General features: G+C 44.8%; 23 protein-coding genes and 3 pseudogenes. 22 read left to right on the forward strand and 4 right to left on the reverse strand.

Annotated elements, in window-relative coordinates; genetic code table 11:
* The first annotated feature begins 199 nt into the window (after window positions 1-199).
* Window positions 200-661, forward strand: coding sequence for a ParA family protein (locus AC0THY_RS09585; protein ID WP_489990395.1), 462 nt, complete (start codon window positions 200-202; stop codon window positions 659-661).
* Window positions 651-1,097 (forward strand): ParB N-terminal domain-containing protein, encoded by a 447-nt coding sequence (locus tag AC0THY_RS09590; protein ID WP_489990396.1) that lies wholly within the window; start codon window positions 651-653, stop codon window positions 1,095-1,097. The genes AC0THY_RS09585 and AC0THY_RS09590 overlap by 11 nt, the downstream gene beginning before the upstream one ends.
* A gap of 2 nt (window positions 1,098-1,099) precedes the next feature.
* On the opposite strand, the gene AC0THY_RS09595 is transcribed toward AC0THY_RS09590, so the two are convergent.
* On the reverse strand, window positions 1,100-1,987 hold the full coding sequence (locus tag AC0THY_RS09595) for a LysR family transcriptional regulator (RefSeq protein ID WP_489990397.1): 888 nt from the start codon (window positions 1,985-1,987) through the stop codon (window positions 1,100-1,102).
* A 111-nt stretch (window positions 1,988-2,098) separates the two neighbouring features.
* Here AC0THY_RS09595 and AC0THY_RS09600 point away from each other — a divergent pair, with 111 nt between their 5' ends.
* From AC0THY_RS09600 to AC0THY_RS09620, 5 genes and pseudogenes are all read left to right on the forward strand, one after another.
* Window positions 2,099-2,611 (forward strand): flavodoxin, encoded by a 513-nt coding sequence (locus AC0THY_RS09600; RefSeq protein ID WP_489990398.1) that lies wholly within the window; start codon window positions 2,099-2,101, stop codon window positions 2,609-2,611.
* Between the two features lie 4 nt (window positions 2,612-2,615).
* Window positions 2,616-3,026 (forward strand): cupin domain-containing protein, encoded by a 411-nt coding sequence (locus tag AC0THY_RS09605; protein WP_489990399.1) that lies wholly within the window; start codon window positions 2,616-2,618, stop codon window positions 3,024-3,026.
* A 40-nt stretch (window positions 3,027-3,066) separates the two neighbouring features.
* A complete protein-coding gene (locus AC0THY_RS09610; protein WP_256281999.1) occupies window positions 3,067-3,384 on the forward strand; it encodes a carboxymuconolactone decarboxylase family protein in 318 nt (105 codons plus the stop codon).
* A gap of 43 nt (window positions 3,385-3,427) precedes the next feature.
* Window positions 3,428-4,039, forward strand: a pseudogene (locus AC0THY_RS09615) (aldo/keto reductase); the annotation flags it as partial.
* A 6-nt stretch (window positions 4,040-4,045) separates the two neighbouring features.
* Window positions 4,046-4,645, forward strand: a pseudogene (locus AC0THY_RS09620) (SDR family oxidoreductase); the annotation flags it as partial.
* Between the two features lies 1 nt (window position 4,646).
* Here the strand turns inward: AC0THY_RS09620 and AC0THY_RS09625 are convergent.
* Window positions 4,647-5,045 carry a MerR family transcriptional regulator gene (locus AC0THY_RS09625; RefSeq protein WP_489990400.1) on the reverse strand — a complete coding sequence of 133 codons (399 nt, stop codon included), beginning with the start codon at window positions 5,043-5,045 and terminating at the stop codon, window positions 4,647-4,649.
* A 122-nt stretch (window positions 5,046-5,167) separates the two neighbouring features.
* Here AC0THY_RS09625 and AC0THY_RS09630 point away from each other — a divergent pair, with 122 nt between their 5' ends.
* The 5 genes from AC0THY_RS09630 (at window position 5,168) to AC0THY_RS09650 (ending at window position 8,174) form a co-directional block, all read left to right on the forward strand.
* Entirely contained in the window at window positions 5,168-5,785 is a 618-nt protein-coding gene (locus AC0THY_RS09630; protein ID WP_489990401.1) for a flavodoxin family protein, read from the forward strand.
* 87 nt (window positions 5,786-5,872) lie between these two features.
* A complete protein-coding gene (locus tag AC0THY_RS09635) occupies window positions 5,873-6,580 on the forward strand; it encodes a flavodoxin (RefSeq protein WP_489990402.1) in 708 nt (235 codons plus the stop codon).
* Window positions 6,581-6,726: 146 nt separating this feature from the next.
* Window positions 6,727-7,284: an aldo/keto reductase gene (locus AC0THY_RS09640; RefSeq protein ID WP_489990403.1), complete on the forward strand. Its 558-nt coding sequence runs from the start codon at window positions 6,727-6,729 to the stop codon at window positions 7,282-7,284.
* Window positions 7,285-7,329: 45 nt separating this feature from the next.
* Window positions 7,330-7,818, forward strand: coding sequence for an IS3 family transposase (locus AC0THY_RS09645; protein WP_489990404.1), 489 nt, complete (start codon window positions 7,330-7,332; stop codon window positions 7,816-7,818).
* Window positions 7,719-8,174 (forward strand): transposase, encoded by a 456-nt coding sequence (locus tag AC0THY_RS09650; RefSeq protein WP_489994169.1) that lies wholly within the window; start codon window positions 7,719-7,721, stop codon window positions 8,172-8,174. Before AC0THY_RS09645 ends, AC0THY_RS09650 begins: the two co-directional genes overlap by 100 nt.
* On the opposite strand, the gene AC0THY_RS09655 is transcribed toward AC0THY_RS09650, so the two are convergent.
* On the reverse strand, window positions 8,171-8,425 hold the full coding sequence (locus AC0THY_RS09655) for a hypothetical protein (protein WP_489990405.1): 255 nt from the start codon (window positions 8,423-8,425) through the stop codon (window positions 8,171-8,173). The genes AC0THY_RS09650 and AC0THY_RS09655 overlap by 4 nt on opposite strands.
* 702 nt (window positions 8,426-9,127) lie before the next feature.
* On the opposite strand from AC0THY_RS09655, the gene AC0THY_RS09660 reads away from it, so the two are divergent.
* The 10 genes and pseudogenes from AC0THY_RS09660 (at window position 9,128) to AC0THY_RS09705 (ending at window position 15,267) form a co-directional block, all read left to right on the forward strand.
* A complete protein-coding gene (locus tag AC0THY_RS09660; RefSeq protein WP_489990406.1) occupies window positions 9,128-9,997 on the forward strand; it encodes an AraC family transcriptional regulator in 870 nt (289 codons plus the stop codon).
* Between the two features lie 829 nt (window positions 9,998-10,826).
* Window positions 10,827-11,009 (forward strand): annotated as a pseudogene (locus AC0THY_RS09665) (DUF3795 domain-containing protein); the annotation flags it as partial.
* A 15-nt stretch (window positions 11,010-11,024) separates the two neighbouring features.
* A complete protein-coding gene (locus tag AC0THY_RS09670; protein WP_489994228.1) occupies window positions 11,025-11,207 on the forward strand; it encodes a hypothetical protein in 183 nt (60 codons plus the stop codon).
* A 13-nt stretch (window positions 11,208-11,220) separates the two neighbouring features.
* Window positions 11,221-11,511: a DUF3795 domain-containing protein gene (locus tag AC0THY_RS09675; protein ID WP_489990407.1), complete on the forward strand. Its 291-nt coding sequence runs from the start codon at window positions 11,221-11,223 to the stop codon at window positions 11,509-11,511.
* A 311-nt stretch (window positions 11,512-11,822) separates the two neighbouring features.
* Window positions 11,823-12,023 carry a hypothetical protein gene (locus AC0THY_RS09680; protein WP_489990408.1) on the forward strand — a complete coding sequence of 67 codons (201 nt, stop codon included), beginning with the start codon at window positions 11,823-11,825 and terminating at the stop codon, window positions 12,021-12,023.
* Between the two features lie 612 nt (window positions 12,024-12,635).
* A complete protein-coding gene (locus AC0THY_RS09685) occupies window positions 12,636-12,935 on the forward strand; it encodes an ArsR/SmtB family transcription factor (RefSeq protein WP_489990409.1) in 300 nt (99 codons plus the stop codon).
* Window positions 12,932-13,930 (forward strand): permease, encoded by a 999-nt coding sequence (locus tag AC0THY_RS09690; RefSeq protein WP_489990410.1) that lies wholly within the window; start codon window positions 12,932-12,934, stop codon window positions 13,928-13,930. The genes AC0THY_RS09685 and AC0THY_RS09690 overlap by 4 nt, the downstream gene beginning before the upstream one ends.
* Window positions 13,931-13,942: 12 nt before the next feature.
* Window positions 13,943-14,293 carry a thioredoxin family protein gene (locus AC0THY_RS09695; protein ID WP_489990411.1) on the forward strand — a complete coding sequence of 117 codons (351 nt, stop codon included), beginning with the start codon at window positions 13,943-13,945 and terminating at the stop codon, window positions 14,291-14,293.
* 6 nt (window positions 14,294-14,299) lie between these two features.
* Window positions 14,300-14,617, forward strand: a complete 318-nt coding sequence (locus tag AC0THY_RS09700) for an arsenate reductase/protein-tyrosine-phosphatase family protein (RefSeq protein ID WP_489990412.1) — start codon at window positions 14,300-14,302, stop codon at window positions 14,615-14,617.
* Window positions 14,618-14,652: 35 nt separating this feature from the next.
* Window positions 14,653-15,267, forward strand: coding sequence for a hypothetical protein (locus AC0THY_RS09705; protein ID WP_489990413.1), 615 nt, complete (start codon window positions 14,653-14,655; stop codon window positions 15,265-15,267).
* Here the strand turns inward: AC0THY_RS09705 and AC0THY_RS09710 are convergent.
* Window positions 15,229-15,459 carry an ATP-binding protein gene (locus AC0THY_RS09710; protein WP_489994170.1) on the reverse strand — a complete coding sequence of 77 codons (231 nt, stop codon included), beginning with the start codon at window positions 15,457-15,459 and terminating at the stop codon, window positions 15,229-15,231. The genes AC0THY_RS09705 and AC0THY_RS09710 overlap by 39 nt on opposite strands.
* Window positions 15,460-15,464: the final 5 nt, after the last annotated feature.

Consider the following 15,464-nt stretch of genomic DNA (forward strand, 5'->3'; position numbering starts at 1 on the left):
TGTATCACTGGCCTTATTTTTATATTGTTTCTCCGGTATCCCTCATTTTAAATTGTCCTATAAAGTCACAATCCAAGGCATTTCCTGTTTCGATTAGTTCCTTCTCGGAAAAATTATCACGTTTCATTTTATTATATATATTGGTCGAAGAGCAGCCAAAACGACAACTACGCTGAATCTTGCGTACTGTCTGCAGAAGATGGGGAAAAAGGTGCTGGCTGTGGATTTTGACAGCCAGGCGAACCTGACTACCTGTTTTGGGATTGAGGATACGAGGGAGTTGGAGAATACCATCGGGCATCTGATGATGGCGGAGATGGAGGATGCAAAGCTGAGGCTGGAAATGGGAACAGAGAAGATGCTGTCTGGCATCCTGGAGCCATTGCGTGAGAAGTATGACTATATTTTAATTGATACCTGTCCGTCCCTGGGGACGCTGACCATGTGTGAGACCAGGTCGAAGCTGTGCAGGGTGCTGACGGAAGAAGTGGAGGAAAATTTCCAGGAACAGATACGGGTTTTTGAAACGAAGATTCCTAATACGGTGAAAGTCGGTAAGAGCATTTATTATAACCTGCCGGTGGTGCAGTACAGCCCAAAAACGAGCGCAGGTGTGGCTTACCGGAAATTTGCAAAGGAGTTGATTTCGTATGAAGGCTAACGGGACAAAGCGGAAGATTTTTAATGATGCCGTGAATTTGCTGAATGGGGCAGGGGATATGGTGGAGAGCATCCGGGAGTATGGTATTTTGAATCCGGTGATTGTATGGCAGAATTCAGATGGGTATGAGATGCTTGCCGGGCATAACCGGCAGAATGCGGGAAAACTGGCCAAGCAGGCGAAGATTAAGCTGGATGCCAATACGGCCAAGTGTCTAAAGGGTATGGCAGGAGATGTGACGGTCCAGTCAAAGAATACGGGACATTACTGGTATATCCACAATCCGGAGCATCCGGAGGAGGATGCCTGCGTTATTTTCCATAAACACAGGGCATCCCACCCGTATCACCAGCATGGAAAAACAAGGAATTTACGTCAGGCAATAAAGAAGATTAAAGGACATGACGAGTTTCAGATGAATGGGAAAATAGTTTAAATCTATACAATCTTACTAACCGTTTCAACAAATTTCAGCACATCTTTTGGTGCATCCAGGCTGTACAGCAGGCCATAGGGGATGCTGTAATCCCAATCCACGGGAATTGACACCAGGCCAGGATGGACCTCCTGCCAGCATTCCAGGGTGAGAAGGACATTTCCGGTCTCGGCACAGCGGTTGAAAACCGATAAGTCATAAAACTGCGGTGTATCCTCTATATGGATTTTGGGATGGTGCTTTTCCAGGTCATTGCGGAGGAAATCATTGACGCCGGAATCTCCCTGTTCTACCATCATTAGCGTTTCTCCATATAAATCTTCAATCACAATAGATTTTTTCCCGGCAAGGCGGTGCTCCCTCGACACTGCAATCATTTTTTTATATGTGCCAAGGGCAAGGAAATTGCAGCGGCGGAGCCATTGCCTGGAATCACATACTCCAATCAGAAAATCAAATTTCTTTCCCAACTGTTCAATCTCTGCCAAAATCCCTTCATGGTTATCCTCAAAGGGTACAAGGTGCAGTTTATATTCGGAAAAATCCTGATTCACACGGTACCATAAGTCCATGAAAGGCTTCGCGGGATTCAGCAGTGAGGTGCCGATGCAGAAGGTGGTGTCATTCAGGTGCATGGCGGCCCTGGCGCTTGCAATGGATTTCCGGGAATAATCGATGATAAATTTGGCGTCCTGATAGATCAGGGTACCGGCCGCTGTCAGGCGGACACCGGAGGTTGTGCGCTCGATCAGTTTCAAATCCAGATGGCTTTCCAGCGCATTCATCTGTTTCATGACGGCCGTGGGGGAAATGTACAGGCGCTCGGCGGCTTTTGTAAAGCTGCCGCAGTCGGTGACGGCGATAAACGTATCCAGCATATGATTGTACATGCAGCACCTCCAACATAAACTAAAAGTTAATACTATAATAACATTTTGGAGATTCCGGTTCAAGAAGAATTTCGGTAGACTATAAGAAAAAGAAAAGAAGAGGTTTTTGAGATGGCTGAGTTAATTGCGTTTTTTTCACGCCGGGATGAGAACTATGTGAACGGAATGCTGAAAAAGCTGGATATTGGAAATACGGAGGCAGCTGCCCGTATCATTCAGGAGTTGACAGGAGGGGAGCTGTTCCGGATTGATCCGGTGCAGGCGTATTCCAAAGATTATAACGAGTGTATCGCCCAGGCCCGGGCAGACCAGAAACGGGGTGCCCGCCCGGAGTTGAAAACCTGGCCGGAAAACATTGAGCCTTATGACGTGGTGTACCTTGGGTATCCCAATTACTGGGGAACCATGCCCATGGCGGTCTTTACGTTCCTGGAGCATTTTGATTTCAGCGGAAAAACCATCCGTCCCTTCTGCACCCACGAGGGGAGCGGAATAGGCGGAAGCATAAGTGATATCAGGAAGCTGTGCCCCGGCGCGAGGGTGGAGACGGGGCTTTCTATCCGGGGAGGAAGTGTAGGCAGGTCGAAGAAGGATATTGAGAAATGGATAGGGAAGGAAAGGTGAAAATATGAAGGCAGAGAAAATGAGTGTATTCCAGGCTGGAGAACCTAATGAGGCTTTTAAAGAGTATTTTGTGGGGCAGAGTTACCTGAACATGCTCTCCACTGAGCAGGTAGTGATTGGAAATGTGACCTTTGAACCGGGATGCCGCAATAACTGGCATATACACCATGCTACGTCCCGCGGCGGACAGCTTCTGCTGGTGACTGCCGGGCGGGGATATTACCAGGAATGGGGGAGCGAAGCCCGGGAACTGCACCCCGGGGATGTGGTACACATTCCGGCGGGGGTAAAGCACTGGCACGGAGCGGCCCCGGACTCCTGGTTCCAGCATCTGGCTGTAGAGGTTCCTGGGGATAATTGCAGGAACGAGTGGTGTGAGGCTGTTTCTGACGAGGCATATAGAAAATTGAAATAGAGTAACTGGTTTTGAGGAAAGAATGGAAGGGATAGATATCATGGAGAAAGTAACAGCAGGGAAAGAACAATTGGGAGCCTTTGCCCCGAAGTTTGCAGAATTAAATGATGAGGTACTGTTTGGCCAGGTGTGGTCGAGAGAAGAGCAATTGTCAGCGAGGGACCGCTGTATCGTCACGGTTACTGCACTGATGGCCAGCGGGATTTTGGACAGTTCCTTAAAGTTTCATCTGGCCAATGCGAAGAAGAATGGCGTTACAAAGGAAGAAATCGCAGAGATTCTTACCCATGCCGCTTTTTATGCGGGCTGGCCGAAAGCATGGGCGGCATTTCATATGGCAAAGGAAGTATGGGAATAAATGCAGATGATAAGCGATAGTTTTAGGAAGAAAGGATGAAAAAATGGAATATACAAAATTAGGAAATTCTGATATTCAGGTTTCCCGCCTGTGCGTTGGCTGTATGAGCTTTGGCGATCCTGCCAGTAAGATGCACGCATGGACGCTGGATCCGCAGGAGAGCGGGGAAATCGTCAAACATGCGCTGGGGCTGGGGATTAATTTTTTCGATACTGCCAATACCTATTCGGCAGGAACCAGTGAGGAATACCTTGGCAGGGCGATAAAGAATAGCATAGGGAGAGACAGGGTGGTCCTTGCAACAAAGGTTTATTTTAATGAGGGTAAACTTTCTAAGGAAGCCATTCCGCGGGAGGTGGAAGGTTCTCTCAGGCGTCTCGGCACAGATTATATTGACTTGCTGATCATCCACCGCTTTGATTATGATACACCAATTGAAGAGACATTGGAGGCGCTGCATGAGGTCGTACAGTCAGGGAAAGTCCGCGCCATCGGCGCTTCTGCCATGTATGGATACCAGTTTATGAAAATGCAGTATGCAGCGGAAAAGAATGGATGGACGAAATTTGTTTCCATGCAGAACCATTACAATCTGCTTTACAGGGAGGACGAGCGGGAACTGATCCCCATCTGCAATGAGCTGAACGTGGCAAGGACGCCGTACAGAGATATCAAAATGCTGGTCAATGCTGCGGGAGTATCGCCAAGCCAGGCGCCGGTTGAAACCATTTTAAAGGTGGACTTATATGGCACGGCTGTATTGCTTGAGGAGGTTGGGAAAGTGATCAGTGATAGAGGAACTGGTGTGACGATTTCCAGCCAGTCTGGTTTTCGTATGCCCGCATTAACTGCAAAGGAAGATGAGCTTCTTGCTTGTACTCCCACGGAAGAACTTCTGGAACTTTCCTTATTACAGCCGGAAAACATCAGGGACACACTCCATGCCTATCAGCTGGCAAAGCGCTGTAATGAAAAAAGAGTGATGGCGCAGTCCGTGGTGTGGGGGAAACGGGGTGCAAGGCTGAATGCGATTGCCCCGGGCATTATTGTGACTCCTCTGGCAGTGGATGAGTTCCATGGGCCAAGAGGAGATTTTTATAAAAATATGTTTGCACAATGTGCTGCCGGCCGTCCAGGCACTGCGGATGAGGTTGCCGGTGTGGCAGAACTTCTAATGGACGGCAGGGGGGCCTTTATTTCAGGTGCTACGTTTTTGATTGATGGCGGCGCCACTGCATCTTACTACTATGGGGAAAAGTAAATCATTCTTTAACATGGATGAGGTTACTGATATATGGACGTTTGCCGGATAGTACATCGTCATAAAAAGACTGCTTCCAGTCAATAAAGGAAATGCATTCATTCAGCTCTGTGATAGAAGCCAGGAGAGCTTCCCGTTTGCGGACAAGAATCTCCTGCCTTGCAGGAATTGTGGATTCTCCCTGAAGACATAAATCCAGATAGATTTTCATCTCCTGGATGCTCATGCCGCATTTTTTCAAGCAGGTAAGGTCCTTGATCCACTTTATATCCCGCTCATCAAATACGCGGCGGTTATTTTTATCACGCTTTACATTGGGAACAAGCCCTTCATTGCAGTAGTATTTGAGTGTCTGGTACGTCATATTTGTTTCCTGGCAGACCTGCATCATAGTATACATATGGAGTTCCTCCTAATAAAAATGTGAAAGTTTTGTGAATCGCTTGACCGGTAGTAACAATCGGTTGTTACAATTTCATTGTAAGTCAGGTTATTAGAAAAATCAATAAGGAGTGAGTGCAAATGAAAGTATTAATGATTAACGGAAGTCCTCAAAGTAGCGGGAATACTGCGATTGCGTTAAGAGAGATGGAGAAAATTTTTACAGAAGAGGGTATCCGGACAGAGACAATCCATGTTGGAAATAAGAATATCAGAGGCTGTATTGCCTGCCGTTCCTGCTTGGAGAAAGGCAAATGCGTATTTGATGACCTGGTAAATGAAGCAGCGCCTAAGTTCGAGGAATGTGATGGCTTGGTAATAGGCAGTCCGGTATATTATGCATCTGCAAATGCGACTTTGGTTGCTTTTCTGACAAGGCTGTTTTACAGTACAAATTTTGACAAAACCATGAAAGTAGGAGCTGCCATAGCAGTGGCTAGGCGGGGAGGATGTTCCGCAACCTTTGATGAACTGAATAAATTTTTCACAATAGCGGGTATGCCGGTGGCTTCCAGCCAATATTGGAACAGCGTTCATGGAAGAGAGCCCGGGGAGGCAGCGCAGGATGAGGAAGGACTGCAGATTATGAGGACTCTGGCAAGAAATATGACATTTTTGATGAAGAGCATCGCCCTGGGGAAAGAAGCATACGGTCTTCCAAAGAAAGAAGCATTTAGTCCGACAAATTTCATCCGGTAGGGAAGTCGGTGTCGGAACATGCAGGAATGGCAGCGGACAGAAGGGGGAGTTGTCAAAAAACTGTAAATTAAGAAGGGAGCATTCAGAATGAGAGCAAAAAAAATAATAGCGATCCTGTTAACGGCAGTAACTGCGGCGAGCCTGCTTGCCGGGTGTGGTGCGGCTGTAAAGAATAATCAGACAGAAACGGCAGAACAGACAACACAGGTCGAAGCAAGAGAGCCGGAGGATATACCGGATGATTCGGAAATGGAAAATTCCGACAGTGAGGAAGAAACTGCCAGAACAGAAACAGCAGGAACGGGCGGTAATACTCTGGTCGTATATTTTTCCGCAACAGGAAATACAGGAGCTGTTGCGAATGTGATTGCCGGAGCAGTAGGCGGGGATACTTTTGAACTGAAACCGGTGCAGCCTTACAGTGACGATGACCTGGATTGGACAGACGATAACAGCCGTGTAACCAGAGAGCATGAAAATGAGAATGAAAGAAATGTGGAACTTACGGCAGAGACGGTAGATAACTGGGATTCTTACGGCACCGTATTTATCGGGTATCCCATCTGGTGGGGCATTGCAGCATGGCCGGTGGATGGATTTATAGAAGCAAATGATTTTACAGGAAAGACCGTGATTCCGTTTGCCACTTCCTCCTCGTCCGGTATGGGAGAAAGCGGGGAACTGTTAGCAGAGCTGGCAGGCACGGGAGAATGGCAGGAAGGCCAGCGGTTCCGCTCCGGAGTGTCAGAAGAGGATGTGCAGACGTGGGTGGAAGAATTAGGGCTTTCCCAGTAGTAGATTTTCGTATCCTATTATGTTCAGCAGTTTCTGAAATATCATTGACATGGGTAAATGTGAAACTTGGAATATAGGTCCGCAGCAGATATTTTGAGGCAGAAGAAACTGCACAGGAAAATTACGATGAAACTAAGCAGCAAGCCATGAAATGGCTGGAGGAACTATATGAGGCAGGGAAGCTGCGTGCAATCGGAATTTCTAATTTTTATCCGGACAGATTGATAGACCTTGCATCTTTTGCCCGTATCCGCCCAATGGTGAACCAGGTGGGAACGCATCCTTATAACCAACAGGTTCTTGCAAAGGAGTATATGGATAAATATGGTGTACAGATAGAAGCATGGGCGCCTTTTGGAGAGGGGAGAGGTGGTTTATTTGAAGATCCCGCTCTTCTGGAAATTGGTGCGAAATACCAAAAGACTGCGGCGCAGGTAATGCTCCGGTGGCATATTGAACGTGGGGTGGCCGTTATCCCCAAGTCTACGCATTATGAGCGTATGATGGAAAATTTCAATGTGTTTGATTTTACGTTAAGTGCGGAAGATATGGAGAAAATAGCGGGCCTTGATAAAAAAGAAAGTTCATTTTTTCCCATTATGACCCGGCGATGGTCGAGTGGTTCGTTCAGATTGTGGAAGAACGTAAAACGAATCATGACAGCAGGAAAGAGCGTAAAAATTGGTAAAGGAAGGGAACGCTAAAAACCGACTGCTGAAATCAATCAACTACGGGCGCAGATGCAGAATATGCAGCTGGAAATCGATCTGTTAAAGGAAACAATCAGCGTATTAAAAAAAGACCCCGGCATCGACCAGACAGCCCTGAAAGATAGGTACTCACTGTCCGTTCTTCTAGAGAAACTTTCGTTTCCTAAAAGCAGTTATTATTATCAGGAAGCCTCTCTCAAACAGGAAGACAAGTACAACGACATCCGAAAGAAGATTACGAAATTATTTTATGAAAACAAGGGCTGTTACGGATACCGCAGAATCTATGGTCTACTGAAGCGAAAGGGGATTCTTATCTATGAAAAGATAGTCCTGAGGCTCATGCACGAAGAGGACTTTGTGGTAAAAAATAAAAGACGCAGAAAATACCAAACAAGAAATGGCTTACGGACATCACCGAATTTGCCATTCCTGCGGGGAAAGTCTACCTGTCTTCGATTTTGGACTGCTTTGATGGTATACTGTTTGTCTGGACAATTAGCACAAGCCCGGATGCTAATTTGGTAAACAGTATGCTTGAACAGGCAGTATCTGGTTTGAAGGAAGAAGAACATCCGATTGTACATTCGGACAGAGGCTGTCATTACAGGTGGTCCGGCTGGATCGAGCGAATGAAGCAGGCAGGACTTGAGCGCTCCATGTCAAAGAAAGGTTGTTCTCCCGAAAATTCTGCCTGTAAAGGGTTATTTGGCTGTATAAAGAATGAAATGTTCTATAACCTGGACTTTACAGGAGTCAGCATTCAGGAATTTATTGACACCCTAAACGATTATCTGATATGGTATAACAGAAAAAGAATTAAAATATCACTTGGATATATGAGGCCATGGGAGTACAGACAGAGTCTTGGATTGGCAATTTAAGCAGTCCAGAAAATGTCCGCACCCCCACTCTTGTCTAGAAACGAGTCCCTGGTCCCTGCTTTAAGGGAAGTAGCTCTTCTGACATCTAGCTCCTTATCTCTTTTATATACTTTACCATTTTCCCATTCTATTCCTAAAGAGGTAATTGCGCCTTCCAAATCAAAACAGGCAGTTACAGCGATATATACCTTGCTGATTTGCACCCGTTCTGGATCGTGCGATTGCTCTTTTGAGTAAAATCTTTCTGACATATACACACCGCATTTTTGAAATAAACAGTTACCGATGATAGAGCCTACTATCCTTATTTCTATTACGAAGCGGATTATCCACGATTTTTAAGAAAAAGTCCGGGGTATATGGAATGCTATGCTAGCGGATCAAGATTGGAAAGCTCTTTATCAAGAAGCATGATTCCCCTTTGGATAGAAAAATGTACAAACCTTTTGCGGATAGAATCTATTGCAAGTTTCAGGGTATCTGTCATCAGATCCAGGGGGCGGTCGTGCTGTTTCCAATTGTTTTATAACAGGGAGGGAATGAATATGGCTCACTGGAGTTGAGTCCAGGCCATTTGCTAAACACCAGAGCATAATGTCGTTCTTTCCTAAGAGCCGTTACAAATAAGACAGGTCTGTCTGAGCCAAATCACCAATTGTCTGAATGCCATATTTGAGAAGCTTGGAATATGTGGCTTTACCACATAGAGCAGCATGTCGGCTGGGAAGTGCCAAATTTTTTCATGATAATCAGAACCGATGACAGTGGTTGCGTCAGGCTTTTTCAGGTCACTACTAAATTTAGCAAAAATGTTATTATAGAAGACATCTACACTTGCGGTAATGCCGAGTTCGGAACCTTAACTTATCAGCAGAATAGCTGAAGAAAATCAGCAAGAATTGTGAAAACTTTTTCCGGCGATAAATTACAATAGGTTTAGGGAGGTTTGGTTGATGAGTACAAATATAGATGTCATCTACGAGATTGTAGACTATATTGATGGGCACTTAGAGGAACGGCTGGATCTGGACAGCATCTGCAGGAGGTCAGGTTATTCCAAATATCATCTTAGCCGGATTTTTTTAGGAATTGTAGGGTTGCCCTTACACAATTATATTAAACGGCGGAGGCTGACCGAAGCCGCCAGATTATTGGTATTTACAAATAAGCCAATCTTAGAGATTGCGTTTTTTTCCGGCTATGAAACGCAGCAATCCTTCACGGTTGGATTTAAAGCGCTATTCAAATGCAGTCCGCAGGCTTTCAGGAAAAAAAGAGAGTTCTATCCATTCCAATTAAAATTTACTGTTGATGGCAAAAAAAGATTAAGGGGTGATAAGATTATGGAAATCAGAACGATTGAAAGTGACAAAATCAGATTGGTGGGTTATAGAAAAAGCACCCGTTTCGGCTTTTTTGTAATCGGGCAATGCTGGCGGAAATTACATGCAAAGAAGAATAAGATTCCTTTCCGGAAAAATACAAATTTTCTTATAGGGCTGAATGATTATAAAAAATGGGATTTGGAAGCGGACACACAGCCATCCTTTGACTATTATGCGGTATCAGAGGTGGAACAGATTGAAGCAGTTCCAAAAGGGATGGAGACAATGGAACTTCCTGCCACAAAGTATATTGTTTTTAGCTTTCGTGCAAAAAATGAGGACAGCCTTCAGCCAGTGGCAGATTACATCTACAAGGAATGGTTTCCTCAATCCACCTGCCGGTTAAACGAAAACGCAAAATACGATTTTGCGCGGTATGGAGAGTCAGTAGATGAGGAAGGGAAAAGCATCATTGAGTATTGGGTGCCCATTTTATAAATATGCCAAAGGTTGCATTTTGATTTACAATTGAGGCAAATATAATTCAAAACTCACATGTAAGACGAGACGAACCCTTTTGAATGGAAAACTGTTGATAACATATTATACCGACAATATTTTGCATGACAAGGGGATAAAACCATTACCCCACTTAAATAAACCATTGCATACGTTTGCTATGCAGCATAAAGTAAGTGTTCAGGGCAATGAATACCCCGATAACCAGACATCATAAGCGAGGTATCGTGTCACGTTAAAACAGTGGTGTTGTTAATTTACAAACCTGATTCTACAAGCGTTGGCAAACCCCTTACTATTTGGCAAAAGCAGTTTTAAAACAGGTGGAATATGTTTGGTTTTATGGTATACTAGGAAAAACGAACGGAGGTTGTGGAATATGGGGATTTGGACAAGAAAGCAAAACAAGTAAAGATTAGGAAGCAGACAATGTCATATTTTTATTATGAGTCAAAAAAGATTTACTACACAGAAACTGGATGCGAAAAAGCCAGTGTTGTTCTAACACGGCAACACAGCATCTTCCAGAATGTTTGAACCATTACAGCCCCTATATGCGGATAGGATTCCTGGAATAGGATAAAGAAAAACATGACATATAGTTGTCATATATAAAGTATTACAATAAGAAAACCAAAGCGGTTTAGGGGAAAGGTATGAGTCGATGCTCAGGAGGACCGATGCCAGCTTTATGTGTTCCGTTGTGCGGTATATTATGAGGAAGACAGGGAGCATGACCCGGAAAAGTTTGAGAGGTGCAGACAGGAGTTGATTGAAAATGAGGATGCCAGAAAGAATAGAGCCGGACATGTTTGCCCCTTGTGGGATGAACTGTTTGGTTTGTTATAAGCATTGTTATCATAAAAGGCCATGCGCGGGTTGCCTGAAAAGTGATCAGGGAAAACCGGAGCATTGTAGGAAGTGCAGGATAAAGGATTGTGTGACGGAGCGGCAGATTACATATTGTTTTGAATGCCCTGAATATCCCTGTAAGCAGATAAAACGGTTGGAAAAAAGCTATAATGTCCGTTACCATTCCAGCTTGAAGGAAAACAGCCATACAGTAAAAGAGCAGGGAATGGCTGGATTTCTGGCACAGCAAAAAGAAAAATATACCTGCCCGGAATGTGGAGGAATCATTTCTATCCATGATGCAGAATGCAGTGAGTGCCAGTGGAAAATGAGATAAGGAGAAAATGCCCATGGAGAAGAAGATGAGCTGTTGCGGTACTATATGCTCGGATTGTGAGTATTATCCAGTGGAGTGCCGGGGATGCGGGGAAATAAAAGGCAAAGTATTCTGGTTGAAATACACAGGAGAAAGCTGCTGTGATATTTATGATTGCTGTGTCAATCAAAGAAAATACGGGCATTGCGGGCAATGTGTAGAATTGCCATGTGGCCGTTATGACCGTGATGACCCGACAAAAACGAAGGAAGAAAATGAAGCCGACCACGCTATGCAGATAAAGAATCTGAAATATTGTGGGTGAATAAAGATGAAAAGAGAATTAGAGAAAGCGCGATGCGGGCTTGCCTGTTGCTTATGTTCAGAAAATACAAGCTGTGCAGGCTGTAATTCTGGGGAATGTCCGGATAAAAACTGGTGTGAGAACAGCTTTTAGACTGTTTGGAAGCAAATGAGAAGGCGGGAGTCGTTTATCACCGTGAAGGGATAGGCGGGGCTTATAATGATTTTGAGGATGTGAAGAAACTGATTCTATTTATCAGAACAGGCAGCCGCACTTGATTTTGGAGGAAGGGAATATTAAGGAAACTGTATCTCATCGGAGGAATCATGGGTGTGGAGAAGACAAGTACCTGCCAGATACTGAAAACAAATCTGCCGGACAGTGTTTTTCTGGATGGGGACTGGTGCTGGGACATGCATCCGTTTCAGGTAACTCCGGATTGGAAATACCTGTTTTGCATATTCGGAGTTAGTGGCTTATATGGGAGTATCTGTTCAGTTGGTTGGGGCGGTGGCATTGGGACAGCCGATTAAAAAACCTTTGCCAAGGCCAAGAAAAAAGTAGGGGGTAATTGCAAAGTATAGAATCTGAATGAGTATGATGGAATGATATTTAAAATTGAAAATGATGTAATATCAGAAGAGACAGTTGGAAATAGTAATCTGATTGTTTCTTTTTTTGAACAATTTTTCATGCATAAATTTAGTTTCAGTATCAAAAACCAGGGAAAATAAGAAATAGTGTTGGAATACATATTGCTGGACAGATTGTTTCCTAAATAAATGCGAAAGGAGAAGCGTATGTGCAGGATCTTTTGCCCGCTGTGTGAACGGCGTCTGTGTGAGATTACGGCAGATTTGCATAAAAGGGAAGTGCGTATCATGGTGGAAATGAAATGCCTGCAGGGTTATTACGATTATATCGGGCAAGGAAGAGTTTCATATGGAGGAACTTATGGAGAAGAAAATACAGGTCCTAACGCAGCTGATTGAACTGTTATTGTGAGCTTAGGACGCAGGAGGATATGGATTATCCTAATTTGAAAATGGATGTAGGATGTCGGGGAAAAATTGAAAAATACATTGACAATCATCTATGTATATCATATAATAACACATAGACAAATATCTATATGAGGTGATTGGATGAATGCGATTGATGTGGCGCTGATTTGTAAGGCGCTGGGAGATTCCAACCGTCTGCAGATTGTACAGATGCTTTCGGGTGGGGAAAAATGTGGCTGTAAACTGTTGGAGAAATTTGAGATTACCCAGCCTACCCTTTCCCACCATATGAAGATTCTCTGTGAATGCGGCCTTGTGGAAGCGAGGAAAGAGGGGAAATGGTCTCACTATTCTTTGAATTGCGAGACTTTCATGGAATTCCAGCAGTTTATTGGCGGGCTTACCAACAATGGGAAAGAAGGGGAGTGTGGCTGTAAATGATATGGGATTTTATACAGGATGAGATTTTAGGCATGAAGTGGCTGAATGCCTTGATTGGAAATTTGTTTTCTTTGGCTGGGCTCGATATGGATTCACGGCTGGGTAGCAGTGTTCAGTTTTTTCTCTATGATGCCATAAAGATTACGGTGCTTTTGTGCGTTCTGATTTTTGTGATTTCTTATATCCAGAGTTATTTTCCGCCGGAGCGGAGTAAGAAGATTCTGGGGCGCTTTGATGGAATATGGGCAAACTGTATAGCGGCGCTTCTGGGAACGGTGACGCCTTTTTGTTCCTGCTCCTCCATTCCGCTGTTTATCGGTTTTACCAGTGCGGGACTGCCCCTTGGGGTGACCTTTTCTTTTCTGATTTCTTCCCCCATGATTGATCTTGGGAGCCTTGTCCTGCTGATGAGCATTTTTGGTACGAAGGTGGCGGTTGTTTATGTGGCGGTTGGGCTTGTGATTGCAGTGGCTGGCGGGACTTTGATTGAAAAGCTGCGAATGGAGTCCTATGTGGAGGAGTTTATCCGAAATGCCAGCGCTGTGGATATTGAGTCTCCTGCATTGTCAAGGAAGGATAGGGTGGTTTATGCGAAAGATCAGGTGGCTGCTACTTTCAAGAAGGTGTTCCCCTATATTCTGGTAGGTGTCGGCATCGGAGCGGTCATCCACAACTGGATACCGGAGAGCTGGATAGAGGCTGTTCTTGGAAGCAATAATCCTTTCGGGGTTGTACTGGCAACGCTGATCGGGGTTCCCATGTATGCGGATATTTTCGGAACGATTCCGGTTGCAGAGGCCCTGCTTTTTAAGGGGGCGCAGCTTGGAACGATCCTGGCATTTATGATGGCAGTTACTACGCTGTCACTGCCTTCCATGATTATGCTGAGAAAGGCAGTAAAGCCAAAGCTACTGGCTTTGTTTATTGCGATCTGTACGCTGGGCATTATTGTTGTTGGGTACTTGTTTAATGGTTTTCAATTTCTGCTTATTTAGCGGAGGTATGACATGGGATTATATGGAAAGAAGAAGGATGTAAAAGAATCGGGCTGCTGCTGTGGAGGGAACTGCAATGCGGATACCATGGCGCAGGCAGAAGCGGCAAAGCAGATCCGAGGAAATGTGATGGTGCTAGGCTCCGGATGTGCTAAATGTAATGAGCTGGAGGCGATTGTGAAATCTGCTCTGGAAGAATTGGGTATGGATACGGATATTAATCATGTGACGGACTTTACGCAGATTGCTGCTTATGGGGTGATGACTACCCCGGCTCTGGTAGTGGATGGCAGGGTGGTGTCTTATGGCAAAGTCCTGAAGAAAGAGGAAGTGGTTGTTGTTTTGCGGAAAGCAAGAGGATAATCGGGGATGAATAAAATAAAAGTAGCTTTTATCTGTGAACATAATTCCTGCCGCAGCCAGATGGCGGAGGCTCTGGGAAAACGGTTTGCATATGGCATTGATATGGAACAGAGCCAGTATTCTAAACTGATTGCGGATATTCCTTCTGTGGATGTGGCAGTGACCATGGGATGTAACGTGCAGTGCCCGTTTCTTCCATGTAAGCACAGGGAGGACTGGGGATTAGAAGACCCTACAGGGAAGGATGAGGAAACTTTTGCGTCTACGGCAAAAGAGATTGAATCTAAGGTACAGGGGCTGAGAAAGCGACTGTTAGAACAGTAAATTGATTTACAAATATAAGGAGGTTGTGTAGGCATTTGTCACAAATGGCAGGTGCCTTTTTCTATATCTTTGAGGGGCCAGAAAGGCTCTTTTTTAGTGTCGGAAAGACGGTGGGGAGTGTGGCATCCAGGGTTCAGGACATTACAGTTGAAATCGGCGGGGACACTACGAAGTTGTCCACCGCTCTGTCTAAAGTGAATAAGGAAATCTGGGATACGCAGTCGCAGGACGTGAATAAACTCTTGAAGTTTGACCCCGGGAATGCGGAACTGATTACGCAGAAGCAGAAGCTGCTGGCACAGGCTGTCAGTGAGACGATGGAGAAGCTTGATGCCTTGAAACTGCCGGGAAAGCATGCCAATGACGCACATGCTAGAGGAGAAATTTCACAGAAACATTATGATGCCCTGCAGCGGGAAATTGAGGAGACTGTGATGAATTCCATCCAGTCAGTGGGGTTCGGGGTGTGGAACAACGTGAAGTCTGTAACATCTTTTGTACTGAATGCAGTCAGGTCTGGGGTGCCCAATGTGTTCAATAACGAGGTTTCCGGCATCCGTATAAATTGTCAAGTAAAAGTGCCCACTTTGGATCATATAATAAAGGACACTCTATTTACTCTGTTTGGCGTGATCCTTGATCCGATATGATTTTCCAGTTATGGTTACAACTATGGCATGATGCAGAACTCGGTCCAGGATTGCATTGGTCACCACTAGATCATAAAAGATCGCCTCCCAGCCACCAAAGTTGATATTTGTAGTTATGATTGTACTCTTCTTCTCGTATATAGTCCCAATCTTTAGGTCAATTTTAACGTTATATAAATATTGATATGGGATTTTAG

The sequence above is a fragment of the Ruminococcus sp. 8Y-12 genome (assembly GCF_058119865.1).